This is a genomic window from Streptomyces sp. NPDC003720 (assembly GCF_042875075.1).
GTDB lineage: Bacteria > Actinomycetota > Actinomycetes > Streptomycetales > Streptomycetaceae > Streptomyces.
This window is the reverse complement of the sequence record NZ_JBIANZ010000004.1, coordinates 352,211-376,521: the sequence shown is the minus strand read 5'-3', so window position 1 is coordinate 376,521 and position 24,311 is coordinate 352,211. Positions and strand designations below refer to the sequence as shown.

General features: G+C 75.4%; 26 protein-coding genes. 13 read left to right on the top strand and 13 right to left on the bottom strand.

Annotation, left to right across the window (positions count from 1 at the left end):
• Positions 1-53 precede the first annotated feature (53 nt).
• The 3 genes from ACFYU0_RS13470 to ACFYU0_RS13460 all read right to left on the bottom strand — a co-directional run bounded on the left by ACFYU0_RS13470 (position 54) and on the right by ACFYU0_RS13460 (position 2,156).
• A complete protein-coding gene (locus ACFYU0_RS13470; protein WP_389300530.1) occupies positions 54-464 on the bottom strand; it encodes a hypothetical protein in 411 nt (136 codons plus the stop codon).
• 79 nt (positions 465-543) lie between these two features.
• Positions 544-1,200, bottom strand: coding sequence for a response regulator transcription factor (locus ACFYU0_RS13465; RefSeq protein WP_351672515.1), 657 nt, complete (start codon positions 1,198-1,200; stop codon positions 544-546).
• A gap of 2 nt (positions 1,201-1,202) precedes the next feature.
• Positions 1,203-2,156, bottom strand: coding sequence for a HAMP domain-containing sensor histidine kinase (locus tag ACFYU0_RS13460; protein WP_389300527.1), 954 nt, complete (start codon positions 2,154-2,156; stop codon positions 1,203-1,205).
• 302 nt (positions 2,157-2,458) lie between these two features.
• Between ACFYU0_RS13460 and ACFYU0_RS13455 the strand changes: the two genes are divergently transcribed.
• The 5 genes from ACFYU0_RS13455 (at position 2,459) to ACFYU0_RS13435 (ending at position 5,242) form a co-directional block, all read left to right on the top strand.
• On the top strand, positions 2,459-2,785 hold the full coding sequence (locus ACFYU0_RS13455) for a TraR/DksA family transcriptional regulator (protein ID WP_389300525.1): 327 nt from the start codon (positions 2,459-2,461) through the stop codon (positions 2,783-2,785).
• 58 nt (positions 2,786-2,843) lie between these two features.
• Positions 2,844-3,269: a TraR/DksA family transcriptional regulator gene (locus ACFYU0_RS13450; protein ID WP_389300522.1), complete on the top strand. Its 426-nt coding sequence runs from the start codon at positions 2,844-2,846 to the stop codon at positions 3,267-3,269.
• Positions 3,266-4,090 (top strand): rod shape-determining protein, encoded by an 825-nt coding sequence (locus ACFYU0_RS13445; protein WP_389300519.1) that lies wholly within the window; start codon positions 3,266-3,268, stop codon positions 4,088-4,090. The genes ACFYU0_RS13450 and ACFYU0_RS13445 overlap by 4 nt, the downstream gene beginning before the upstream one ends.
• A 44-nt stretch (positions 4,091-4,134) precedes the next feature.
• Positions 4,135-4,761 carry a hypothetical protein gene (locus tag ACFYU0_RS13440; RefSeq protein WP_389300516.1) on the top strand — a complete coding sequence of 209 codons (627 nt, stop codon included), beginning with the start codon at positions 4,135-4,137 and terminating at the stop codon, positions 4,759-4,761.
• 160 nt (positions 4,762-4,921) lie between these two features.
• The gene (locus tag ACFYU0_RS13435) at positions 4,922-5,242 is read left to right on the top strand and encodes a GYD domain-containing protein (RefSeq protein WP_351672506.1); all 321 of its coding nucleotides are present in this window, start codon (positions 4,922-4,924) and stop codon (positions 5,240-5,242) included.
• Positions 5,243-5,262: 20 nt separating this feature from the next.
• Here the strand turns inward: ACFYU0_RS13435 and ACFYU0_RS13430 are convergent, their stop codons facing one another.
• Complete coding sequence (locus ACFYU0_RS13430; RefSeq protein ID WP_389300513.1) at positions 5,263-5,955, bottom strand: TNT domain-containing protein; 693 nt, start codon at positions 5,953-5,955, stop codon at positions 5,263-5,265.
• Positions 5,956-6,171: 216 nt separating this feature from the next.
• Positions 6,172-6,945: a VOC family protein gene (locus ACFYU0_RS13425; protein WP_351672502.1), complete on the bottom strand. Its 774-nt coding sequence runs from the start codon at positions 6,943-6,945 to the stop codon at positions 6,172-6,174.
• A gap of 132 nt (positions 6,946-7,077) precedes the next feature.
• Here ACFYU0_RS13425 and ACFYU0_RS13420 point away from each other — a divergent pair, with 132 nt between their 5' ends.
• From ACFYU0_RS13420 to ACFYU0_RS13405, 4 genes are all read left to right on the top strand, one after another.
• Positions 7,078-8,622: a M1 family metallopeptidase gene (locus tag ACFYU0_RS13420; protein WP_389300510.1), complete on the top strand. Its 1,545-nt coding sequence runs from the start codon at positions 7,078-7,080 to the stop codon at positions 8,620-8,622.
• A gap of 158 nt (positions 8,623-8,780) precedes the next feature.
• A complete protein-coding gene (locus ACFYU0_RS13415) occupies positions 8,781-10,733 on the top strand; it encodes an N-acetylmuramoyl-L-alanine amidase (protein ID WP_389300508.1) in 1,953 nt (650 codons plus the stop codon).
• Positions 10,734-10,777: 44 nt separating this feature from the next.
• The gene (locus ACFYU0_RS13410; RefSeq protein ID WP_389300505.1) at positions 10,778-11,269 is read left to right on the top strand and encodes a hypothetical protein; all 492 of its coding nucleotides are present in this window, start codon (positions 10,778-10,780) and stop codon (positions 11,267-11,269) included.
• 52 nt (positions 11,270-11,321) lie between these two features.
• Positions 11,322-12,311 carry an NAD-dependent epimerase/dehydratase family protein gene (locus ACFYU0_RS13405; protein ID WP_389300501.1) on the top strand — a complete coding sequence of 330 codons (990 nt, stop codon included), beginning with the start codon at positions 11,322-11,324 and terminating at the stop codon, positions 12,309-12,311.
• 187 nt (positions 12,312-12,498) lie between these two features.
• Here ACFYU0_RS13405 and ACFYU0_RS13400 read toward each other — a convergent pair whose 3' ends face one another.
• Both ACFYU0_RS13400 and ACFYU0_RS13395 read right to left on the bottom strand, forming a co-directional pair.
• Complete coding sequence (locus tag ACFYU0_RS13400) at positions 12,499-13,611, bottom strand: HAMP domain-containing sensor histidine kinase (protein WP_351672493.1); 1,113 nt, start codon at positions 13,609-13,611, stop codon at positions 12,499-12,501.
• A gap of 1 nt (position 13,612) precedes the next feature.
• The gene (locus ACFYU0_RS13395) at positions 13,613-14,350 is read right to left on the bottom strand and encodes a response regulator transcription factor (RefSeq protein WP_351672491.1); all 738 of its coding nucleotides are present in this window, start codon (positions 14,348-14,350) and stop codon (positions 13,613-13,615) included.
• A gap of 105 nt (positions 14,351-14,455) precedes the next feature.
• On the opposite strand from ACFYU0_RS13395, the gene ACFYU0_RS13390 reads away from it, so the two are divergent.
• The 3 genes from ACFYU0_RS13390 (at position 14,456) to ACFYU0_RS13380 (ending at position 16,618) form a co-directional block, all read left to right on the top strand.
• On the top strand, positions 14,456-15,175 hold the full coding sequence (locus ACFYU0_RS13390) for a glycosyltransferase family 2 protein (RefSeq protein WP_389300497.1): 720 nt from the start codon (positions 14,456-14,458) through the stop codon (positions 15,173-15,175).
• Between the two features lie 103 nt (positions 15,176-15,278).
• A complete protein-coding gene (locus ACFYU0_RS13385) occupies positions 15,279-15,890 on the top strand; it encodes a DUF2064 domain-containing protein (RefSeq protein ID WP_351672487.1) in 612 nt (203 codons plus the stop codon).
• Positions 15,887-16,618: a methyltransferase domain-containing protein gene (locus ACFYU0_RS13380; RefSeq protein ID WP_351672485.1), complete on the top strand. Its 732-nt coding sequence runs from the start codon at positions 15,887-15,889 to the stop codon at positions 16,616-16,618. The genes ACFYU0_RS13385 and ACFYU0_RS13380 overlap by 4 nt, the downstream gene beginning before the upstream one ends.
• A gap of 346 nt (positions 16,619-16,964) precedes the next feature.
• On the opposite strand, the gene ACFYU0_RS13375 is transcribed toward ACFYU0_RS13380, so the two are convergent.
• Entirely contained in the window at positions 16,965-18,203 is a 1,239-nt protein-coding gene (locus tag ACFYU0_RS13375; protein WP_389300493.1) for a molybdopterin-dependent oxidoreductase, read from the bottom strand.
• A 113-nt stretch (positions 18,204-18,316) separates the two neighbouring features.
• Between ACFYU0_RS13375 and ACFYU0_RS13370 the strand changes: the two genes are divergently transcribed.
• On the top strand, positions 18,317-19,699 hold the full coding sequence (locus ACFYU0_RS13370) for a hypothetical protein (protein WP_389300490.1): 1,383 nt from the start codon (positions 18,317-18,319) through the stop codon (positions 19,697-19,699).
• Between the two features lie 91 nt (positions 19,700-19,790).
• Here ACFYU0_RS13370 and ACFYU0_RS13365 read toward each other — a convergent pair whose 3' ends face one another.
• The 5 genes from ACFYU0_RS13365 to ACFYU0_RS13345 form a co-directional block, all read right to left on the bottom strand.
• Positions 19,791-20,735 carry an MIP/aquaporin family protein gene (locus tag ACFYU0_RS13365; protein WP_351672481.1) on the bottom strand — a complete coding sequence of 315 codons (945 nt, stop codon included), beginning with the start codon at positions 20,733-20,735 and terminating at the stop codon, positions 19,791-19,793.
• A 101-nt stretch (positions 20,736-20,836) separates the two neighbouring features.
• Positions 20,837-21,502: an SDR family NAD(P)-dependent oxidoreductase gene (locus ACFYU0_RS13360; protein WP_389300486.1), complete on the bottom strand. Its 666-nt coding sequence runs from the start codon at positions 21,500-21,502 to the stop codon at positions 20,837-20,839.
• An 84-nt stretch (positions 21,503-21,586) separates the two neighbouring features.
• Positions 21,587-22,291, bottom strand: a complete 705-nt coding sequence (locus ACFYU0_RS13355; RefSeq protein ID WP_389300900.1) for a DUF4328 domain-containing protein — start codon at positions 22,289-22,291, stop codon at positions 21,587-21,589.
• Between the two features lie 37 nt (positions 22,292-22,328).
• Positions 22,329-23,621, bottom strand: a complete 1,293-nt coding sequence (locus ACFYU0_RS13350) for a hypothetical protein (protein ID WP_389300483.1) — start codon at positions 23,619-23,621, stop codon at positions 22,329-22,331.
• Between the two features lie 87 nt (positions 23,622-23,708).
• Positions 23,709-24,206, bottom strand: a complete 498-nt coding sequence (locus ACFYU0_RS13345) for a SigE family RNA polymerase sigma factor (RefSeq protein ID WP_351672475.1) — start codon at positions 24,204-24,206, stop codon at positions 23,709-23,711.
• Positions 24,207-24,311: the final 105 nt, after the last annotated feature.

Below are 24,311 nucleotides of genomic sequence, written 5' to 3'. Positions count from 1 at the left end.
GAATGGGTCGGCGGATGAAGGGGCGGAGCGGGCGGCGGGCGGCCGCGCCGGTCTCAGGCGCGGGCCGGCCCGGCCGGTGGCGCCCGCCCGCGATCCGCCGCCGCCCGGTCCCAGCGGAAGGGCGCGGCCGCCCGCTCGCCGTCGCCCGGCGCACCGCCGGGCGGCGCCGCCTGCGCACCGGGTACGGCCACGGCGAGCGGGCCGTGCGGCACCGGACGCTCCCCGGGAGCCTCCTGCCGCACCGCGGCCCGGGCGGCACGCACGCCGGCACACGGCTCGTCGGCGAACGCGACGGCGCTGCTCTCGTCGCCCGGGGCGGCCGGGGAAGCGGCGGCCGCCTGCGGGAGGCGGACGGGTCCGGCGTCGGCCGGCTGGGCGGTGAGGAGGGCGAGGGCCGTCAGCAGGAGGGCCAGGAGGGCCGTGAAGGCGGGCGCACGAAGGGGGGTGCGCGGTGTCCGGTGCATGCGCCGGTCCCCTTTCGTGGCGGTGACGGTGCGTGGGGGCCCGGGCCCGGCCGGGGAGTTGGCGGCCGGGGCACCGGGGTCAGGGTTCGACGAGGCCGGCGCGGATGGCGTAGCGGGTGAGTTCCAGGCGGTCGTGCAGACCGAGCTTCTGCAGCAGGTTGGCGCGGTGGCGCTGCACGGTCTTGACGCTGATGAAGAGGATCTCGGCGATCTCCTTGGAGGAGTGCCCCTCCGCGACCAGCTTGAGGACCTCCTCCTCGCGCGGGGTGAGGATCTGGTCCGGCGTCTCCTCGCCGTGCCGCACCCGGTCGAGGTAGTTGCGGATGAGGGCGGTGACCGCCCCCGGGTAGAGGAAGGGCTCGTCGCGCATCGCGGACCGGCAGGCGGCGACCAGGTCCCGGTCGGCGACGGACTTCAGCACGTAGCCCGAGGCGCCGGCCTTCAGGGCCTGGAAGAAGTACTGCTCGTTGTCGTGCATCGTCAGCATCAGGACGCGCAGCCCCGGCTTCAGCGCGATCAGCTCGCGGGTGGCCTGCAGTCCGGTCAGCCGGGGCATGGCGATGTCCAGCACGGCCAGGTCGACGTCGTGCGTGCGGGCCATCGCGATGGCCTCGGCGCCGTCGCCCGCCTCGGCGACCACCTCCAGGTCCGGCTCCTGGTCGAGGATGAGCCGCACGCCGCGCCGGACCAGCGCGTGGTCGTCGGCGAGGAGGATGCGGATCGGGGTGGCTGGCATGGTCACGGCTGCTTCCTGGGAACGGGGGCGGTGAGGCGCACCCGGGTGCCCGCACCGGGCGCGGAGGTGATGTCGAGGTGGGCCCCGATGAGCAGGGCCCGCTCCCGCATGCCGCGGATGCCGGCGCCCTCCCGGGCGGCTTCGATGCCGCAGCCGTCGTCGGTGACGGCCAGTTCCACCCTGCCCTCGCCGTGGTCCAGGGCCACGACGACGCGTTCGGCGTCCGCGTGCCGGGCGGCGTTGGTCAGGCCCTCCTGGGCGACCCGGTAGAAGACCAGCTCGGTCTCCGGCTCCAGGGCGGGCAGGTCGGCGTCGAAGCGGCGCTGTACCTGCAGCCCGGTGTGCGCGGCGAAGTCCTCGGTGAGCGAGGTCAGCGCGCTGACCAGGCCCAGGTCGTCCAGCACGCCGGGCCGCAGCCGGCGCACCAGGCGGCGCACCTCGTCCAGGCTCTCCCGGGTGATCTCCTGCATCTGGTGCAGTTCCCCGCGCAGCGGCTCGCCCGCCTGGTCGGCGGCCCGTTTCAGGGCGAGCAGGATCGCGGTCATGCTCTGCCCCACCTCGTCGTGCAGTTCCTGCGCGATACGGCGGCGTTCGGCCTCCTGCGCGAACAGGGCGCGGGCGCTGCTGGTGGCGCGTTCCTGCTCCAGCCGCTCCAGCATCGCGTTGAAGGCGCGGATCAGCTCGGCGACCTCGGCGCCGCCGTGCGCGGGCAGCCGCTGGCCGGGACGGAGCAGGTCCACGGTGGTCATCAGCTTCGTCAGCCGGTCGAGCGGGGCCAGACCCCAGCGCAGCAGGCCGGCGTTGGCGACCAGCATCACCGCCAGACCGCCCAGCAGGATCACGGCCTCGGTCAGCACGACCGGGACGGAGACGGTCACCGGAGCCCACAGCAGCAGTGCCGTGGCCGTGCCCAGCACCACGGCGTTGAGTCCGAAGATCCGCCAGAACAGGGACACCGGGACGTACGCCTCCTTTTCGCGATGCGGCCTGCCTCCACTGTCGGGCATCGGGCGCCCCGGGCGGGCCGCTGCCCTGGCCGCCCCCAGCCTGCCCGTCGCCGGCACGCCGGGGCGATGGGGCGCGTGGCCCATTTTCTCCGCCGCCGTCCACCCATGCCCGGCCCGGGCAGGGTTCGTGACGCTCGGTAAATGGGTTCCGCGCCCGATGGGCAGGGGCGGCGTGATCGGCGAGGGTCGAGACGACGGCGGACCGGCCGTCCGACACCCCGAACCGTCCGGGACCGAGAGAGGGAAGCACCATGTCGATCGACACTCCCGCCGCCGATGGCCACCTGCGCAGCCTCACCGCCGACGAGGCCCGCCGGCGCCTGGAGCACGCGCGCGGCACCCGGCTGGTCCAGCTCGAGGCGGTGAACGAGACCGGGCACCCGGCGGACGACCAGCTGATGTCCGCGCAGCGGACCGCCATCGAGCGGGTGCTGAAGGAGATCGACGACGCCTTCGCCCGGGTCGCGGCGGGGACCTACGGGACCTGCGAGAACTGCGCCAAGCCCGTGCCGGTGGAGCGGCTGGAGATCCTGCCCTACACCCGCTACTGCGTCACCTGCCGGCGCGTCGCTCCCTGAGCCCGCGCCCTCCCCTGTCCCCGACCCGCCTTTCGTTCCGCTCTGCCCAAGGGGTGAAGTGGTGACCCACCAGATCATCGGCGACCCGGAAACGCACGACACCGGGCCGCGTGCCCCAGCGGGGCACGCGCCGCTCCCGCACCCGCACCTGTCGCCCGAGGACGTGGCCGCGCTGCGCGAGAACCTCCACGAGCAGCGCCTGTTCCGGCAGGAGCAGCTGGTGCAGATCGCGTCCGCCGTCCCGTCCCGCACCGACGACCTGCTGCGGCAGAGCACCGCCGGGCAGGTGGAGGTGCACGTCAAGCTCGCCGCCTCCGCCCGCATGGTCCTCAGCGACGTCGTCGCGGCGCTCGACCGCATGGACCGGGGCAGCTACGGCGCCTGCCACCTGTGCCGCCGGCCCATCGACCGCGAGCGGCTGCTGATAGTGCCGCAGGCCCGCTACTGCGCGCGCTGCCAGCAGGTCCGGGAGGCCGGCCGATGAACGGCGTCCGGCGCCCCGGCGCCACCGGGCACCGGCCCTGGCCCCGGTGCCGCCGGTGCTGCGGGGTCGCCCTCGACCTGGGCAGCGCCCGCACCCGCGCCTGGATCGCCGGCCGGGGACTGGTCCTCGACGTGCCCACGGTCACCTTTCCCGGCACCGGCGCGGTCCACCCCGTCCAGCGGGGCGCCATCGTCGACACCCCGGGCTGCGCCAGAATGCTGGAGCGCCTGCTCTCGGACCGGCTGCCGCGCCTCGCCCGGCCGCTGGTCATCGTCACCGCCCCGGTGCTGGACGGCGTCGCCTACCGGGACGCGGCCCGCACCGCCGTGGGCGTGCTGCGTCCGAGCGGCGTGCTGACCGTCCCCAGCGCCCGGGCCGTCGCGCTGGCCGCGGGCGCGGACCAGGCCCGGCCCGTGCTCGTGGTGGACATCGGCGCGCACCTCACCGAGGTGGTGCTGCTGTCCGACGGCGCCGTCGTGGACGCCCGCCGCACCGCTCTGGGCACCGGCGACCTGGACACCCTGCCGCCCGCGGACCTCTGCGACGCGGTGACCGCCATGGTGGCCGCGATGGTGCGGCAGGACCGCACCAGCGCCACCCTCGACGCGCTGCGCCGCGGCCCCCTGCTGGCGGGCGGCGGCGCGCTGCGGCCGGAGATCACCCACCGGCTCACCGGCCGGCTGGACGTGCCGCTCCGCGTCGTCCCGGCGCCGCACACCGCCGCGGTGCGCGGCGCCGCGCGGCTCCTGGAAGCGGCCCACCGCCACCCGGCCACGACCGGGTCCGGCGCCCTCCTGCCACCCGGCCCGCACCCCTCCTAGCCCGTCCTCCCGTGCGCCGTCCCCCTCACCGGAAGGAGGTCGCCTTGGCCGGCCGCGTACCCCCGCCCGCACAGCCGCCTCCCGAGGACCTGCCCCGGGTCACCCTGTGGCGGCTGCGCGGCAATCCCCTGCGCCGCCGCTCGGACCTGCTCCTCGGGTGGTTCGGCCTCGGTCTGCTGGCGGCCGTGCTCGCGGCCGCCCCCGTCGTCGCCCTGCTGGCCGGCGACACCGCCCGACGGCACTACGCCCGCACCGCCCAGCACCAGGCCGAGACCCGGCGACCCACCACCGCGGTCCTGCTCCGGGACGTGCCGCGCCACCCCGAACCGGGCTCGGCGGAGGCCGCCCTGACGCGGTACCCGGCGCGGGTCCTCGTCGACGGCCCCGACGGCCGTACCCGGACCGTGCGGACCGAGGTCGAACCCGGCCTGCGCGCGGGCAGCACCGTGCACGTCTGGGCCGACCGGGACGGTCGGATCACCGGGGCGCCGATGACCACCGAGGAGATCCGCTCCCGCTGCATGGGCTGGGCGATCTGCGCGGCCCTGGCCACCGCCGGCGCCGGCGCGGCCGCCTACGGCACCGCGGCCCGGGCCGTGCGGCGGCACAACCTCGCCGCCTGGGAGACGGCCTGGACCAGGACGGCACCCCGCTGGACGCTCTCCTCGTGAGTGACGGGTCACCGGAGCGGTGAGCGCACGGCGCATGACGTGGCATCACCGCGCCGGGACCGCCGCCCATCGGGTGATTCCGGCCGCGCGGCGGGGGGCGGCCGGGGCCGGGACGGGAAATCCCTTGTGCGTAACCGATCACCGACGGGCAGGGAGCGTCATGCCGAAGTTCCTCATCCAGGCCAGCTACACCGCGGACGGCACGAAGGGGCTGCTCGACGAGGGCGGCAGCGGCCGCCGCGCCGCCGTCGAGCAGGTCGTCTCCGGCCTCGGCGGAAGCGTCGAGGCCATGTACTTCGCCTTCGGGGCGGACGACATCGTGCTCGTCGTCGACTTCCCCGACCCGGCGGCCATGGCGGCCGTCTCCCTCCATGTGAAGGCCAGCGGCGCCCTGCTCACCCGGGCCACTCCGCTGCTCACCCTGGAGGAGCTCGACGAGGCCGCCCGCCGGCAGGTCGCGTTCCGCGCCCCCGGCGCCTGAGCCGGGGGCGCCCGCGGGCCCTACGCCGCCGGTGTGATCTCCAGCAGTTTCTTGCCGGCGACGAGTTCCGGCACGGTCTTCCCCGTCACGTACTGCCGCCCGAGTCCCGGCTGGCCGAACCAGGGCCTGATGGGACCGGCCTGGACCGTGAAGTCCTCGGTGACGCGGTAGAGGTGGTAGTTGAACGGCGGGGCGGCCGGGTCGTACTCGTCGAGGTTGGTAGGCGGGATGGCCCGCTTGGCGTACGGCGTGCCCGCCGGTGCCAGGAAGTTGCCGCGGCCGCTGCCGAAGAGGTCGACGAGCTGCCCCTTGCGCAGCGTCTCCGTCCGCTGCACCGGGCGGCCGTCGCGCAGCACGAACCCGTTGTTGTCCGGGTACCACCAGCCGGAGACGTTCTGCTGGCCGGTCTGCCAGTAGCAGCCGAGGAACCAGTACGAGGAGGTGCCGTCCTGCGGTTTCCAGCCCTTGAGCATCCGCGCGACGGGGCCGGTGACCGGGAGATGGCTGGGGCCGAGCCGCCAGTCGTCGCGGTAGTAGTTCTCCAGCCCCTCGGGCGGCGCCTTGGTGATGTTCGCCGTCCGGTGGGTGACCGGGCAGGCGCGGCCGTCGTGGCGCAGGTGCGCTCCGGCGGCCTGGGCGGGGGCCGGGGTGACCCCGAGCAGCAGGAGCGTCGAGGCGAGCGCGCTCCACAGGAAACGGCGCAGTACGCGCATCCGAGTCCCTTCTCCTCCGGTGCCCGCCGGGCACCGGGTACGCGGGCATGGCCATGGACGCGCGAAGGGACGGCACGGAGCGGCCGCCCCTCACGCGGCACGGTGCATTCAATGCGCGGCGCGGGCGCGAAGCGGCGAACTGCGGCGGGAGGGGCACCGGAACGGCGTAACGGAACACCCCGGGCGGCCGAGGCCGTCCGCCCGGCGGCGGACTCCTCAGCCCTGGCGCGGGTTCGGCCGCAGGACGGCGAAGACGGACCGGTCGGGCGCGCTCAGCCAGGCGATGGTGCCGACATCGGGCACGTCCACGGCGGGCATGAGCACCGTCGCGCCGTTGTCCCGTCCGGCGGCGACGACGGCCTCCGGGTCGGACACGGCGAAGTACGGCACCCAGCGCGGGTCCCCCTGGCCGCCCCGCAGCGGGGCCACACCGCCGAACGCGCCCTCCTGCTGGTCGCCGTCGGCGACGCTGAGCACCTGGTACGCCATGCCGGGCGCCGTCATCTCCGCCGAACGCCAGCCGAACAGCCCGGCGTAGAACCGGATCGCCGACTCCGGTTCGGTGGTGTGCAGTTCGACCCAGACCAGCGCGTTGTCCTCGCTGGTCCGCTGCAGCCCCATCGGGGACCGCAGCACCGCGAACCGGGCGCCCTGCGGGTCGGTGAACTGGGCCATCGACCCCTCGCCCACGCTCATCGGCTCGACGCGCACGGTTCCGCCGCCCGCGACCACGTCCCGGGCGGTGGCCTCGATGTCGTCGCTGTGGAAGTACGTCGTCCAGGCCGGGACGGCGCCCGGTTCGGTGAGCCGGCCGAGGGCGGCGACGGTGCTGCCGTCCTTCAGGAAGAACCCGTAGCCGCCCGCCTCCGGGCCGGCGGAGGCGAACTGCCAGCCGAAGACGGCGCCGTAGAAGGCGGCGCTCGCGTCGGTGTCCGGACTTCCGAGGTCGAGCCAGACGGGCGATCCGGTGCGGAAGTCGGTGCCGAGCATGCGTTTCCTCCTGGGGCGGGTGCAGGACGCCCGTCACTATGCCGTAAACCGGGTGAAGAAGTGACAGACAGGAGTGAGAGTGTTCATAGGAAAATAAGCGTTGATTCATCGCTTTACTGACATAGTGCGGCCATGAGAACCACGAGGGCCGGCAGCCGTGCCCGCACCGCACGCCCGCGCGGCCGCCGTACCGCCCTCGTACTCGCCGGCGCCGCCCTGCTGGCCTGCGCCCTGTCCTGCCAGGCGGACCGCACCGCCCCCCGCCCGGCCCGCGAGGCGCCCGGCGCCGACGCGGGCGTCTCCGCAGCGGCGCCCTCTCCCGGCGCCCGGGGCATCGGCGACCCGCTGCTGCCGCTCGACGGCAACGGCGGCTACACGGTGCGCCGTTACGAGCTCGCCTTCGACTGGCGGGCGCCGGGCACGCCGTTCGCGGCCGGCGCCACCGTCACGGCCACCGCCACCCAGGCCCTGTCCCGCTTCGACCTGGACTTCGCGGGCAACACGCTGCACGAGGTCACCGTCGACGGCCGTCCCGCGCGGGCGGAGCGCGACGGCGACGAACTCGTCGTCACCCCGGCGCGGCCGGTCGCGGACGGCGCCTCCTTCACCGTGCGGGTCACCTACACCGCCGACCCCGCCCAGCGCCGCCGCCGCCGCGACGCGATCGGCGAGTACGGCTGGGTGCCCACCCCCGACGGCACCGTGCTCTACCCGCAGCCCGACGGCGCCAAGATGATCTTTCCGGCCGACGACCACCCCAGCCTGCGCGCGCCGTTCACCTTCCGCATCACGACCCCGGCGGACCGCCAGGCGGTGGCCAACGGCCGGCTCGTCGAGCGGGCTCCGCAACCCGGCGGGCGCGTCCGGTGGACGTACGACTCCGAGGAGCCCATCGCGGCCCAGCTCGTCCAAGTGGCGATCGGCAGGTTCGAGTTCGCCGACGGCACCGGGCCGCACGGGCTGCCGGTCCGGGACGTCGTGCCCGAGGACCTCGTCGCGGACACCGCGGAGCACCGCTCCCTCACCCCGGAACACCTGGCCTGGCTGGAACAGCGGCTCGGCCCCTACCCGTTCCGCCGCTACGGCGTGCTCGTCGCCGACACCGACCTGCCGGTCGCGCTGGAGACCCAGTCGCTGTCCGTCGTGCCGAGGGACAGCCTGCTGGGCGACCGGGTGCACGCCGAGCGCGACCTGGTGCACGAGCTGACCCACCAGTGGACGGGCGACAGCGTCGCCCTGCGGCGGTGGTCGGACCTGTGGCTGAGCGAGGGTCACGCCCGCTTCTACGAACGCCTCTACTCCGAGTCGCACGGTGGGGTCTCCCTGGAGGACGCGATGCGGGACGCGTACGAACAGCACGACCAGTGGCGGCACGACGACGGGGCGCCCGCCGAGCCCACCGAACCGTCCCTCTTCCGCAACATCCGCTACGACGGCTCCGCGCTGGTGCTCTACGCGCTGCGCGAGGAGGTCGGCGAGGAGACCTTCGGGCGGATCGAACACACCTGGGTGACCCGCTACCGGGGCCGGGCGGCCGGCACCGCGGACTTCGTCGCGCTCGCCTCCGAGGTCGCGGGCCGGGACCTGAAACCGTTTCTGACGCCGTGGCTGTACGGGCCGCACACCCCGCCGATGCCCGGGCACCCCGACTGGCGGGTGGACCCGGCCGAGGACTGAGCGTCCACGCCGCCGACCGGGTGGCCTGGGCGGGGTCACTGGTCCACGCCGGTGACCCTTGGCGCGACGTGGCGCGGCGGGCACGGCAGCGTACAAGGGGTGGCGGTGGAGCACCCGCTCCCCCGGGGCAGGACGAGCGCGGTCGGAGGCCCTTGCATATGTGGAGTCGTGTCAAGTCCCGTGTCCCCGGCGCCGTACGCGGCCGCAACGGGCTGATCTGCGCCACCGCCTCGGCGGCGCTCCTGCTGCCGCTGCTGGCCTGGCCGTCGTCCGACGACGGTGAGAACGAGGACCGGCGGCTCCAGGGCGACTTCGCGACCGCCGCGCAGGACTACCACGTGCCGGTGAGCGTCCTCATGGGCGTGTCCTATCTGCAGTCGCGCTGGGACTCCCATCCGGGCGTCCCGAGCACCGGCGGCGGCTACGGGCCGATGCACCTGGTGGACCCCGGCCTCACGGGGGCGGCGGGACCCTCGCCCCGGCCCGCCGCCCGGCCCGCGCGCGGCGGTCCGGAACAGCGGGCGGCGGACCTGCGCCGGGCCGCCCGCCTCACCGGAGAGGCGACGGACCGGCTGCGGCTGGACGCCGCCGCCAACGTGCGCGGCGGCGCCGCCCTGCTGGCGGCCACCCAGAAGGCGCTCGGCAGGCCGCTGAGCCAGAACCCGGCGGACTGGTGGGACGCGGTGACCCGCTTCTCCGGCTCCAGCGACAAGGCGGAGGCGGCGACGTACGCGCACGACGTCTTCGAGGTGATCCGGCAGGGCGCGCACCGCACCACCGACGTGGGCCAGCGGGTCACCCTGGCCGCCCGCCCCGAGGTGCGCTGGAACCCGGCCGGCCAGTCCGGCCCGCAGCGTGCGCAGGACCCCGAGTGCCCGCCGGAGCTGTCCTGCTCGTGGCTGAGCGCCTCCTACGACACGACCGACGACGACGGCGGCTACGGCAACCACGACCTCGCCGACCGGCCCCGGGACCAGAAGATCGACTACATCGTCATCCACGACACCGAGGCGATCCTGCCCAACATGTTCAAGACCGTGCAGGACCCGACGGAGGCCTCCTGGCACTACTCGATCAGCTCCCGCGACGGCCACGTCACCCAGCACATCAAGACCAAGGACGAGGCCTGGCACTCGGGCAGCCAGTTCGTCAACGCCCGCTCGATCGGCATCGAGCACGAGGGCTTCCTCACCCAGCCCGACGCCTGGTTCTCCGAGTCGATGTACCGGACCTCGGCCCGCCTGGTGCGCTACCTGGCGCGGAAGTACGGCGTTCCGCTGGACCGGCAGCACATCTTCGGCCACGACAACGTGCCCGCCCCGACCGCCGACTCCATCCCCGACATGCACGACGACCCCGGCCCGTTCTGGGACTGGCGGCACTACTTCGACCTGCTCGGCGCCCCGCTGAAGGCGACGGCCGGACCGGACAGCCCCATGGTGACCGTGCTGCCCGACTACGCCACGCACAAGCCGCGGTTCACCGGGTGCACGGGGAAGGGCGACCCGTGCGCACCGCACGGCTCCAGCGCCGTCCGCCTGTACACCGAGCCGTCCGAGACCGCGCCCCTGATCCAGGACATGGGCCGGCACCCGGACGGCGAGGACTCCACGGAGGACGTCAACGACCTGGGCTCGCGGGTCTCGGCCGGCCAGACCTTCGCGGTCGCCGGGCGCAGCGGCGACTGGACGGCGATCTGGTTCCAGGGCAACAAGGCCTGGTTCAAGAATCCGAAGAAGCACCCGACGGCGGTCGGCGCGGCCGGCCGGATGGTCACGCCCAAGGAAGGCCTGAGCGAGATCCCGGTGTTCGGGCGCGCGCTGCCCGACGAGGACGCCTACCCGGACGGCGTGGACGAACAGCCCGAGTCGCCGCTGCCATACGACCTCCGCGCGGGCCAGCGGTACGTGACGCGGTCCAGCGTCCTCGGCACCTGGGCCGGCAAGTCGTACGGCAGCGCGCCCTACCCGGTGGTGAAGGGCCGCGAGCGCTACTACGAGATCCAGTTCGGGCACCGGCTCGCCTACGTCCGGGAGCAGGACGTGGACCTGGTGAAGGCGCCGGCCACGAAGGCCCCGAAGTCCGGTGCGGCGGGCTCCGCTTCGCACTGACGCACCTCTCCCCGGCGGGCCCGGCGGGGCACTAGGGTCCGCGCATGGCGAGGGTGGGGAAGCGGACGTGGATCGCCTGCGGGGTGATCGGGGCGGTGTGCTGCGCGCTCGCCGTGTCCACCGCGCTCGCGGTGGCCCGGCAGCGGCAGGAGGCCCGGCGGATCGACGCCGCGCCCCGGCGGGTCACCGGTGTCGTCGAGCGCGCGGTGCCCGAACCCAAGGGGGGCGTGCGGATGGAGATCGCCTACACGGTGGGCGTCCGCCGCTACGCCACCCACCGGGAACTGTTCGACCTTCCGTACGGCACGAAGCCGAGGGCGGGCGTCCGGGTGTGCCTGGAGGTGGCCGCCTCCCGGCCGGCCGTCAACCGTCTGTGCGGCCGGCGCTATCCGGCGGGCGACGACTGGGTCCCGGCCTACGGCCTCATGGCCGTCGCGGGCACGATCGGGGTGCTCGCCTGCGCCGGCACCGTCCTCGCCGCCCGCCGGGCGCGTCCCGCCCCGGCCGCCGGTGACGGGGTCCTTACGGACCCGTGACGCGCCGTCCGCGCGAGGGGGCGGGGGCCGGGTGCGCGCCTAGCGTGGGCGTATGCGCGTACTGGTCACCGGCGGTGCCGGGTTCATCGGGTCCCATGTCGTCGACGCCCTGCGGGCGCGCGGGCACGAGCCGGTGGTGTTCGACGTCCGCGACGACCCCGGAGCCGACGTGCGCGACCCGGCGGCGGTCGACCGCGCGCTCGCCGGGGTGGACGCGGTCTGCCACCAGGCGGCCATGGTGGGCCTCGGCGACGGCGTCTCGGACGCGGCCGAGTACGTCTCCCGCAACGACCTGGGCACCGCCGTCCTGCTCGCCGCGATGGCCCGGGCGGGCGTGCGGCGGCTGGTGCTGGCGGGCTCGATGGTGGTGTACGGGGAGGGCCGCTACGAGTGCCCGGCGCACGGCGTCGTACGTCCCGGCCCGCGCGCCGAGGACCGGCTGGCGGCCGGCCGCTTCGAACCGGACTGCCCGTCGTGCGGCGCCGAGCTGGCCCCGGGGCTGGTCGCCGAGGACGCCCCGGCCGACCCGCGCAACGTCTACGCCGCCACCAAGCTCGCCCAGGAGCACCTGTCCGCCGCGTGGGCCCGCTGCACCGGCGGTACGGCCGTCTCGCTGCGCTACCACAACGTGTACGGCCCCCGGATGCCCCGGAACACCCCGTACGCCGGCGTCGCCTCCTTCTTCCGCTCGGCCCTCGAACGCGGGGAGCCGCCGAGGGTGTTCGAGGACGGGCGGCAGCGCCGGGACTTCGTCCACGTGCGGGACGTGGCCGCCGCCGACGTCATCGCGCTGGAGGCCGGAGGGCGCCCCGGAACGCTCACCGCGTACAACACCGGCAGCGGTGAGCCGCACACGGTCGGCGACCTGGCCCGCGCCCTGGCCGCCGCGCACGGCGGCCCGGAGCCGCTGGTCACCGGTGAGTACCGGCTGGGCGACGTCCGCCACATCACGGCGGACTCGACCCGGCTGCGCACGGAACTCGGCTGGATTCCGGAGGTCGGATTCGCCGAGGGGATGCGGGAGTTCGCACGGACCTCCTGAGCCGGATCCGCCGCGCACCGACTCCCGGGTACGACCCGGCCGGCCAGCGGGGCGTGTCCGGGCGCGGCCGCCGACCGGACGACCGGCGCCTGTCCGGGCACGGCCGCCGACCGGACGACCGGGCTCCGCCGGCTCGGCGAGCGCCCCGGACACGGCTCGGCCGGACACGGCTCGGCGGCGCCCCGGCCTACGTTCCGGCCGCCGGGAGGGTCACCTCGAAGCGGCAGCCGCCCGGGATGTTCCGCACCGTGGCGTGTCCCTGGTGCGCCTCCACGATCCCCCGCACGATCGCCAGGCCCAGGCCCGCCCCCGCCGGTGGCGTCCGGGCGTCCGTGCCGCGCCAGCCGGTGTCGAAGACGCGGGGCAGGTCCTCCTCGGGGATGCCGCCGCAGCCGTCCGTCACCGACAGCACCACACCGCCGGGCGCGCGCTCGGCGGCGACGGCGACCGTGCCGTCGGCCGGGGTGCGGCGAATGGCGTTCACCAGCAGGTTGGCCAGCACCCGGCTCATCTCCTTGCCGTCGACCTCCACCGGGACCGGCTCCACCCCGTCCCCGACCAGCCGTACACCGTGCTCCCGGGCGAGCGCGCCGACGCCCGCGAGGGCGTCGCCGACCAGGTCGTAGAGGGAGACGCGGGCCGGGCTGAGGGGCAGTGTGCCGGCGTGGATGCGGGAGAGCTCGAAGAGGTCGCCGACCATGTCGTTGAGGCGCTCCACCTCGGTGCGGATCTGCTTGAGGTAGCGGTCCGGATCGGCGGCCACCCCGTCCTCCAGCGCCTCGGACATGGCGCGCAGCCCGGCGAGCGGGGTGCGCAGATCGTGCGAGATCCAGGCGACCAGCTCGCGCCGGGAGGTCTCCAGCGCCCGTTCGCGGTCGCGGGACGCGGCCAGCCGGGCGCTGGTGGCGGCCAGCTCGCGGCCGAGCGCGTCCAGTTCGGCGGTGGCCGGGGCGGCCGGCGCGGCGAAGGCGCCGCCGTCGCCGAAGTGCCGTGCGGCGTCGGTGAGTTCCCGGCTGCGGGCGACGACCCAGCGGCCCAGCAGCAGCGCGGTGGCCAGGGAGACGACGGCCGCCATCGCGACGACGGCGGTGACGACCCGCAGATCGTGCGCGGACAGGAACATCGCCTGCGCCACGGCCATGGTCCCGGCGAGCATGGCCACCACCCCGACGGCGGCCACCACGGCGAGCGAGGCGGTGAGGGAGCGTCTGCGGATCAGGCGGAGCACCGCCGCGCCCACGAGGCCGGTGGCGGCGGCGCCGAGGAAGGCGTAGAGGGCGATGAGGAGGTTGTCGCGCACGTCAGACCGCCTCCTTCCCCGTGGCGTCGAAGCGGTAGCCGACGCCCCACACGGTCTGGATGAGGCGGGGCCGGGCCGGATCGTCCTCGACCTTGCCGCGCAGCCGCCGGACGTGGACGGTGACGGTCGACAGGTCGCCGAAGTCCCAGCCCCACACCTCCCGCATCAGCTCCTCCCGGCCGAACGCCCGGCCCGGGTGCCGCATGAAGAAGGCCAGCAGGTCGAACTCCCGTAGCGTGAGCAGCAGTTCGCCGCCGTCCTTGGTGGCGCGGCGGGCCTGCGGGTCCACGGTCAGACCGGCCGCGCCGAGCCGGCCGCCCGGTGCGGCGGGCCGGGCGCGGCGCAGCACCGACTCCACCCGCAGCACCAGTTCGCGCGGGCTGAACGGCTTGGTGACGTAGTCGTCGGCGCCGACCTCCAGGCCGAGGATGCGGTCGTCCTCGTCGCCGCGCGCGGTGAGCATGACGACCGGCACCGAACCCCGCTCGCGCAGCCGGCGGCACACCTCGAGGCCGTCCATGCCGGGCAGCATCAGATCGAGCACCACCAGGTCGGGCCGGTGCCCGGCGGCCCGTTCGAGGGCGGACGGCCCGTCGCCGGCCCGGTCCACGGTGAACCCGGCGCGGTCCAGGTAACCCGCGACGACCTCGGCGACGGTCGGGTCGTCGTCCACGACGAGGATCCGGCCCCGGGTGTCCGGTCGCCGTCCGGTGTCCGGTGACGCGTATGGCTGCTGCATGTCTCCCACCCTGGCACCGCGCCGCCGCCCCGGCCCGCCCCCGGCGCCGACGTCCGGGTTTCGTAAGGAGCGGATGTCCGCTTCGTCATGGTTCGGCTTCGTAGGGTGAACGCCGTGACCACCTCACCGTCCCGCACCGGCGTGGATGTCGTCCTGCCCTGTCTGAACGAGGCCGGGGCCCTGCCCTGGGTGCTGGAGCGCATCCCGCCCGGCTGGCGCGCCCTCGTCGTCGACAACGGCTCCACCGACGGCTCCGCCGCTCTCGCCCGCGCCCTCGGCGCCACCGTCGTCACCGAGCCACGGCGGGGTTTCGGCGCCGCCTGCCACGCGGGGCTGCTGGCCGCCACCGCGGACGTGGTGTGCTTCTGCGACTGCGACGCCTCCCTCGACCCCGCGCACCTGGTCCCGTTCGTCCGCGAGGTCCGGGGCGGCGGGGCCGACCTGGTCCTCGGCCGGCGGCGCCCGCAGACCCGGGGCGCCTGGCCCGCCCACGCCCGGGCCGGCAACCTGGCGCTGACCCGCCTGCTGCGCCGCCGCACCGGGCTGCGCCTGCACGACCTCGGCCCGCTGCGCGCCGCCCGCCGGGAGGCCCTGCTCGGCCTCGGCCTCACCGACCGGCGCAGCGGCTACCCCCTGCAGATGGTGGTGCGCGCCGCCGACGCCGGCTGGCGCATCGCCGAGCACGACGTGCCCTACCTCCCGCGCACCGGCGCCTCCAAGGTCACCGGCACCTGGCGCGGCACCTGGCACGCGGTGCGGGACATGAGCGCGGTCCTGGGCGAGCCGCCCGCCGCCGGCCCCCGGCCGCCCGGCGACGGCGGCTGACCGCGCGGTTCCCCCGCGCCCACCGGGGAGCCGCACCACCCGCGCGGTCCCCCCGGCGCCCCCGAGGAGCCGCACCACCCGCGCCGCACAAGGAGACCGAACCATGACCACCCTCCTGGTCATCGCCAAGGAGCCCCGCCCCGGCAGGGTCAAGACCCGTCTCACCCCGCCCTTCACCCCCGCCCAGGCCGCCGCGCTCGCCGAAGCCGCCCTCGCCGACACCCTGCGCGCCGTGGCCGAGGCCCCCGCCGCCCGCCGGCTCCTGGTCCTGGACGGCCGGCCCGGCCCCTGGCTGCCGGCCGGCTTCGACGTCGTCCCCCAGTGCGCCGGCGGCCTCGACGACCGTCTCGCCGACGCCTTCGCCCGGTGCACGGGCCCGGCCCTGCTGATCGGCATGGACACCCCGCAGGTCACCCCCGCCCTGCTCACCGTGGACTTCACGGACTGCGACGCGTGCTTCGGCCCGGCCGAGGACGGCGGCTTCTGGGCGCTGGGCCTGGCCCGCCCGGAGCCCGCGCTGCTGCGCGGCGTTCCCATGTCGACGCCGGCGACCGGGGCGGTGCAGCGGGAGCGGCTGGTGGCCGCCGGGCTGCGGGTGCGGGACCTGCCCACGCTGCGGGACGTCGACACGGCCGCCGACGCCCGCGCCGTCGCCGCCCTGGCCCCGCACGGCGCCTTCGCCGCCCGCCTCGCCGACTGCACGGCGGGCCGGTGAGCGCGGCCGGCGCCCCGCCCGCCTGGGCGGCCTGCGATCCGTACACCGCCGCCCTGCGCAGCGGCCGGGGCCCGCTGTTCCTGCGCCTGGCCGACGGGCGGCTGCTGCCGCTGGACGTGGAGCGCTGGTGCGCCGCCGCGGACGCCGTGGACCGGGCCGTGCTGGCCCGCTGCGAGGGCGCCGTCCTGGACGTCGGCTGCGGACCGGGCCGGCTGGTCGCGGAACTCGCCGCGCAGGGCCGCACCGTGCTCGGCGTCGACGTCTGCGAGGCCGCCGTCACCCGCACCGTCACCGTGGGCGGCCAGGCGCTGCGCCGCTCCGTCTTCGGCCCGCTGCCCGGCGAGGGCCGCTGGGGGACCGTCCTGCTCATGGACGGCAACATCGGCATCGGCGGCGACCCGGGCGCCCTGCTGCACCGCATGGGACAACTGCTGCGCTCCGGCGGCCTGCTGATAGCCGAGACCGACCCGGCGGACATCGACGAGCGAGCCGAGGCGCGGGTCGTGCGCCACCACCGGGAAACCGCCGGCGAACCGTTCCCGTGGGCCCGGACCGGCACCCCGGCCCTGCTCGCGATCGCGGACCGGGCCGGGTGGCGGACGGCCGCTCAGTGGGCGGCCGGCGAGCGCCGCTTCGTCGCCCTGCGCACGCCGAGCACCCGCAGCGCCAGCAGCAGCGCCGAGCCGCCGAAGAGCACGGCGGTGATCAGCAGCCAGCGGCCGAGGTAGACGTCGGCGGACATGCCGGTGGCCGCGCGGTAGCGCCGGTCCACCAGGTTCAGGATCAGCGGGAACCACACGAGCAGCAGCAGCCCCGACAGCACGGCGGGCACCCGCACGTACGACGTCCACTCACGCCGGCCGGCCGCGCCGAGCCCGCGGACTACCGCCCGGTCCGCCGCCGAGTACAGCGGCAGCAGCACCAGGTCGTGCAGCAGGGCCGCGCCCACGATCCACAGCGCGATCGCGCGCCAGTCACCGGCGAGGAGCCGCACCCCGGCGTACCCGGCGAGCGCGAACGTGCAGGCGAACAGCAGCAGTTGGAACGGGCTCCCGACCGGGAGACGGGGCCGCATCACAGGTCTCCGAAGGTCAGTCGGGCCACCCACTTGGTGTTGAGCACCCCGGGCGCTGCGGGCACGATGATCCGCGCCGGGTGGCCGTGGTCCATGGACAGGTCCTCGCCGTTGACGGCCAGGGCGAGCAGGGAGCGGCCGTCCGCCACCTGGTTGGCGCGCAGGGCCGCGCGGCGGAAGGCGCCGTGCCGCTGCAGGGACTCCACGAGCACGTCCGGGACCTCGCCGTCGTACCCGACGAGTGCCGCGAGGTCGCGCAGCCGCACCCCGCGCCACCACTGGTCGGCGGTCGACCAGCCCTCCACGCAGGCGATGGGCAACGACGAGCTGTGCTGGGGCAGTCGCAGCAGCTCGGCGCGGCTGAGGCGCACGGTGCCGGTCCGGCCGGTGACGACGAGCCGCCAGGCCTCCTCTCCGGTCTCCGCCGCGTCGATCCCGGCGTACGCGGCCGTCTTGTTGATCTGGAAGCCGTTCGGGCCGCCGCCCGGGTCGGGCCCGCCGTGCGGCGCGAGCAGCGCGGTCCGGCGGAACGGGCCGCCCAGGCTCTGCCCCACCGTGGTCAGGAACAGCAGCAGCGAGCCGCCGCCGACCAGCCACAGCGCCCCGCGCCGGGAGACGGTGGGCGGGTCGGGGCGCGGGGCGGCCAGGTCGCTCTCCGGCTCCCCGCCCAGCCGCCGCCGTACGGTGCGCACGGCCGCCGGCGCCTTCAGCACGGCGTGCGCCACGAACGCGGCGAAGAACACCCAGGCCCCGTAGAAGTGCAGCGGGTAGAAGCTGCCCGGGAAGACGTAGGCGAGCTGGACGTTGAGGACGCCGGTGGTGAACTCGAACAGCCCGCCGCCGACGAGCAGCAGCAGGGAGAGCCGCTCCAGCGCGTGCGCGAGGGAACGGGCCGGCGGCAGGGTGAACAGCCGGGGCACCACCGACCACAGCTTGGCCAGCAGGACCGGGACGAGGGTGACGCCGAGGGTGACGTGGACGCCCTGGGTGAACCGGTACAGCCACACCGGGCCGGCCGGCCAGGTGAACAGGTAGAACCCGAGGACGCCCTTGTCCGGCGTGGTGTCGTTCACCGGGGACAGGTCCGGGTTGTAGGAGGCGTACGACACCAGGCCGGTCACGAACAGCACCGTGATGCCGGCGAGCAGTACGAGGCCGAGCACCGAGGTGAACCAGGGCCCGCGCAGGGGGCTGCGCCAGAAACCGGGGGCGGTGGGAAGCCGGGGATGGTCGCGCATGTGCCGACGGTAGGCCGCGGGACGCCCGGAGAAGGGCCCGCGACCGGTGACGAAACGCTGACGTCCGCCCGGTGCGACGGCTCTGGCGCGGCCGTGCGGCCTAACGTGCCGACGTGACCCGCTCCCTCCGCAGTGACGCCGGCCGTGACCGCCGCCCGGCAGACCGCGACGCCCGCCGCGGCCTCCGCCGTGACCTGTACGCCGCCGGGGCCGCCGCCCTGCTGGTGACGGCCGCCGTGCTGACCGGCCGCCACATCCAGTCCACCCGCCACACGCTGTTCGTGCACTGGCCGCCCCTGCTGGCCGAGTGGGACCCGCACCTGGGGCCCGGCACCCCGGCCGCCGTGCTCCTCGCCGCGGCCGGGGTGGCGTACGGGCCGTCGCTCGCCGGCCGCCTGCCCTGGCGGGCCCTGCTCGCGGCGGCCTGGGCGGCGTCGACGGCCTGGATCCTCTCCCTCGCCCTGGTCGACGGCTGGCAGCGGGGCGTCGCGGGCCGCCTGACCACCCGCGAGGAGTACCTCCGGGTCGTCGGCCGCTTCCACGACATCCCGGCCGCGCTGCGCGACTTCACCCACCACATCGTGGCCGGGACCCCCGATCCCTGGCCGGCCCATGTCGCGGGCCACCCGCCCGGCGCCACGCTCACCTTCGTCCTCCTCGACCGGGCCGGGCTGCACGGGGGCGGCTGGGCCGGGCTGTGGTGCGTGCTCACCGGCGCCACGGCCTGCGTGGCCGTCCTGGTCGCCGTACGGGCCCTGGCCGGCGAGGCGTTCGCCCGCCGCGCCGCGCCCTTCCTGGTGCTGGCCCCGGCCGCGGTGTGGACCGGCGCCTCGGCGGACGGCTGGTTCGCGGCGGCCGCGGCCTGGGCGGTGGCCCTGCTGGCCCTCGCGGTCACCCGGGGCTCCCTGCCGTGGGCGGCCGCCTCCGGGCTGCTGTTCGGCCTGACCTGCTACCTGTCGTACGGGCTCACGCTCGTCGCCCTGCCCGGCGCGGCGGTGCTGTGGACGGCCCGGGACGGGGTCCGCGGGCGTCCCGCCCTGCTCCTGGCCCTGCTCGCCGGACTGGCCGTGGTGCCGCTGCTGTTCACGTTCGCGGGGTTCGACTGGTGGACGGCGTACCGCCTGCTGGTGACCCGTTACCACCAGGGCGTCGGCGGCACCCGGCCCTACGGCTACTGGGTGTGGGCCAACCTCGCCTGCACCGTGCTGATCACCGGCCTGGCGACGGCGGCGGGCCTGCGCCGGGCCGTCGCGGCCCTCGTCCGGCGCGCGTCCCCCGCCGCCGTCCGCCCGGCGGTCCTCGTCTGCGCCGCGCTGCTGGCCCTGCTGATCGCCGACCTGTCCGGGATGAGCAAGGCCGAGACCGAGCGGATCTGGCTGCCGTTCGCGGTGTGGCTGCTCCCGGCGTGCGCGTACCTTCCGCGTCCCCGCGCCTGGCTCACCGCTCAGGCGGCGCTCGCCCTGCTCCTGAACCACCTGCTGCTGACCGGGTGGTGAGGGGGCGAGGGGCCGGCCGGCGGACCGGTCCACAGCCTGTGGACGGCGGGGGAGTCCGCGGCCCGCTGCGGGGGTCCCGTCGTCGCCGGCCCTAGTAGTCCTCCTCCTTCACGGCCCGGGCGCGGCCCGGCTCGGGCAGTTCGCCCAGCTCGGCGCGCACCACCAGCACGTCCCCGATGAACAGGTCGTAGACCAGGATGCCGATCACGGCGCCGACCAGCGGCCCGACGATCGGGATCCACCAGTACGCGCTGAACGAGCCGGCCACACTGCCGGGGAAGGCCAGACTGTCCCAGCCCGCAGCCCAGGTGAACAGCCGCGGCCCGAAGTCGCGGGCCGGGTTGATGGCGTAGCCCGCGTTCGCGCCGTAGGACATGCCGATCGCGGCGACGATGAAACCCACGATCAGCGGTGCGAGGTTGGCCTTCACGGCCTGGTTGCGCAGGTCGAGGACGGCGGCGATCAGCATCAGCAGGAAGGCCGTGCCCACGATCTGGTCGATCAGCGGCCCCCAGATGCCGCCGTGGAAGTACGGAGCCGGGAAGGTCGCGAAGATCGAGAAGGTGGCGTTGGTGTGCCCGTTCACCTTCGGTCCCGGCACGGCCGCGTCGAAGGCGTTGATCGCCTGGTGGTAGACGAGGTAGACCAGCGCCGCTCCCGCGAACGCGCCCACGATCTGCGCGAACCAGTACGGCACCACCTTGACCCAGGGGAACCCGCGGCGCACGGCCATGGCCAGCGTCACCGCCGGGTTGATGTGGGCGCCGCTGACGCCGCCGGCGACGTAGACGCCGAAGACCACGGCCATCGCCCAGCCCCAGGTGATCAGCAGCCAGTCACCGGCCGCCAGGAAGATGGTCGTCGGGGTGGCGGCACGGCCCGATCCGGGCAGCGCGGCGACCGCCATCGCGACCACACCGCAGCCGAAGGAGATGAGGACGAAGGTCCCCAGGAACTCCGCCAGACACTCGCCCAGCAGCCCTCCCCGGCTTCGGAGCCGGGACGGCTTGATGAGCGAAGGGATTTCCACAGCCATTGAGGCCCCCTCGAAGAGAGCAATGCGGCCAACATCACCATATTGGCCCACAAATGCTCTTCACGCAGGGCAACGTCCGGTACCCCCGCCCGCCTGCGGTTTCAGCCGTCGAGGTCGTCGGCGTAGTGCCGGAATCCGCGCCGGTCGCGGTGCATGGCCCACAGGGTGTCCGCCAGCACGGCCGGGTCCTTGCGCACGTGCCCGGGCGTGATCGACCCGGGGATGATCAGCTGGGCGACGTGGATCCCCTCGCCGGCCAGCCGGTCGTGCAGCAGATGCCCGTACGCGCTCTCCGCGGCGAACGCGATCGAGGTGCCGGCCCGCTCGGGATGGGGCACGGCGGCCGTTCCGCCGTTGACCAGCAGGATGGTCCCGCGGCCCAGCTCCCGCATGCCCGGCAGGACCTGCTGCACCGCCACGACCGGCCCGTACACCGAGAACTCGATCGGCCCGAGCAGATCCCGGTGCCGGGTCTCCAGCACCGGCCGCATGAAGTCCCGGTGCGGCACCGGGCTGTACTGCAGTACCTCCACCGTGCCGAGGACGCGGCCCGCGTCCTTCAGCGCGGCCGCCAGTTCCTCCGGCCGGCGCACGTCGGCGGCGAAGCCGCGTGCGGCGACCCCGTCGGCTGCCAGTTCACGGACCAGGTCGTTCAGCCGCCCGGGGGCGCGCGCGACGAGGGCGACGTCGTAGCCCTCCCGCCCGAACCGGCGGGCGACGGCGGTCCCGAGCCCGGGACCGGCCCCGACGATGGCGATGACACTCACGGATGAAATCCTCCCCGCCCGGCGAGCACCTCACCACCCGCGCGGCGGCGAGGCCGTCGCACGGGCCCGCGCGCGGGTTCCCCGTCAGCCGCCGACGACGCCCGCGGACTCCTCCGCCACGCTCCGGCCCGGTTCACGCCGGATCCGCTCCACCTGAGCGGCGGTGACGGCCCGCACGGCGAACGCACCGGCCACCGCGGCGCCGACCACGGCGGCGTCGGCGAGGAGCAGCGGCCACACCCCCTCGTAGGCCCGCGCGATGATCCGGTCCGTCGAGTCGCGCGACACCAGACCGACCCCGCCGAACATGCCGAGCAGCCAGAGCACCCACCACACGTTGACGGAGACGGGCAGCCTGCGTTCCGGGGCGGTGGCCCGGAAGGCGTCGGCGACGATCCCGCGCGGGAACCAGAGGTTCACGACGGGCACGATCCACCCGAGGTACACCCAGATCCCGAGGTACTTCGGCGGACGCCCCGACAGCACCCGCGCGTTCTCCCGCACCTGCCGCAGCCAGGCCAGGAACAGCAGCGCGCACACGAGGGCGACGCCGCCGCCCAGCGAGGTCACGAGGTGGTACGAGTCCTCGAGCCCGGTGAGCGGCCGGTGCACCCCGTCGCCCTGGTCCGGCGGCCCCGAGGCGGGCTCCCCCGCCACGGCCAGCCTGATCTCCCAGACCCCCCGCACCACCCAGGCGGCCCCGGCCGCCAGCAGCGCCCCGCCCGCCAGCCGCCCGGCCGTCCGCACGGACCGCGCCTCGAGCCGCTCGCGAGCGGCTCCCTCCCCCATGAGTTCGTCCACGCGCCCATACTGGCGCACCGCCCGCTCAGTCCGTGAAGAACCCCTTGTCGAGCGCGATCTCCTGCAGCCGGTCCAGGCTCAGTTCGGGCCGCGGACGGGTCACCGGGGCGCTCTCGGCATAGGAGTTGACCTCGCGGACCGTCACCCGGCGGCCGTCGGGGCGCAGGGTGTCGACCAGCCAGACCTGAGCGGCGCCGCCCTTCTCCGAACGGGTCCTGACCCTCTTGATCCGGGTGCCGTCGGCCAGGGTCCCGGCCTCACAGCCGCCGGACTCGCCGGCGCAGCCCATGTGGCCGCCGATCGCGGCGGTCGCGTCGTACTGGACGTCGACCTCCACCATGTTCCGGCCGTCGCCGTCGTCGTGGACCAGCTGGACCAGGCCGGTCCCGCTGTTCACGTCGGAGACGGTGCCGTGGGGCAGGTGCGACTCGAGCACCCTGGTCAGGCGGGCGCCGGAGGCCCGGTCGGTGCGGGTGGGCCCGGCGGGAGCGGTGTCCGGGACCGGCAGCGCGTCGATCGCCCCCTTCCAGGCCGGGCTGCGCACGATGGCCGTGAGCTGGGCGGTCGAGAGCAGGGGGTCGGCGCCCCCGGTGGCGCCCTTCTCCGCGCCGCCGCCGAACTCCTGCGCCGTCAGCTGCACCCCGTCCGCGGTCGTGAGGACCACGTACCAGCGCTTCTGGCCGGTGTCGCTGTTGGGGTAGGTGAAGGACTTGGTGGTGCTGAGCAGGGCGCCGCCGGGGAGCCTGCGGGTGCTGCACTTGTCGTACGGGCGCACCTCCAGCGGCAGGCACCCGCTCGCGCCCTGCTCGTCGGCGGGCAGGCCGGACGCGAGTCGCGCGACGGTGACGTCGATGCCGGAGGAACCGGCCCCGGTGGAGTACGTGAGCCTGGCGCTCGGCCAGACGACGGCGCCGTCCGACCGGGACCCCCGGCCCGTGGCCTCGGAGACCGTCCCGCCGGGCGGCAGCAGGCTCTTCAGCGTGCGGACCATCTCCTCGCCGCTGACCGGCGCGTGGCCGCGGGAGGGGGACCGGCCGGGGGACGCGGGGCTGCTCGCCGAGGCGTCGGCGGCGAGCCGGCCGTCCGCCCCGCTTCGGGTGCCGAAGGCGTCCGTGGCCATCAGGGTGCCGCCCGCGGCGACCACCGTGACGGCCGCGGCGGCGACGCGGGCGGCGCCGAACAGGCGCATCCTGCGGCCCCGGGCGATGGAGCGGGTCACCAGGTCGGCCGAGTGGGGCGGGAACTCGTCGCTCGCGCCGCCCATGGCGCGGCTCACCCGTTCCTCGAAGTCGTCGGTGCGGTGCTCGTCGCGTGGCATGGCGGTGGGGCTCTCCGTTCGTCTGGGGAGGGTGTCTGGGTGACGGCGCCCGGCCGTCGTCCGGGGAGGGCGCCGGCGCCCGGCCGGTCAGGCGGCCAGGTCGGCCAACTGGCCGCCGAGGAGGGTGCGCAGCCGCTGCAGGGCGCGCTTGCTCTGCGCCCGGACGGCGCCGGGGGTCGTCCGCAGGACCTGGGCGGTGTCCTCCACCGAGCGGTCCTCCCAGTAGCGGAGCACCAGCACGGCCCGGTCCCTGGCCGCCATCCGGGCGAGGCCGTCCAGCAGGGCCATCCGGAGCTCCGCGTCCCGCGCCGGACCGGCGGCGTCCGGCAGCCGGTCGCTGGGACGCTCGGTGGAGCTGCGGCGCCGGCGCTGCGAGAGGAAGGTCCGCACCAGCACGGTGTCGGCGTAGGCCACCGGGGAGCCCGCGCGGCTGATCCGCCGCCAGGAGCGGTACATCTTGGCGAGGGTCTCCTGCACCAGGTCCTCGGCGAGGTGCCAGTCGCCCGTCAGCAGGCACGCGGTCCGGAACAGCGGACCGCTGCGGGCGATTGCGAACTCCAGGTAGTCCGCGGGTGCTTCCCTCACCGTGTGTCCCTTCGTGGTCGGACGTCACCCTTTACACGCGATGGGACCCCACCCGCGTTACGGGTCGGCGCCGGCCACTGGAAAAGAGTGCGGTCCGGACGCCGT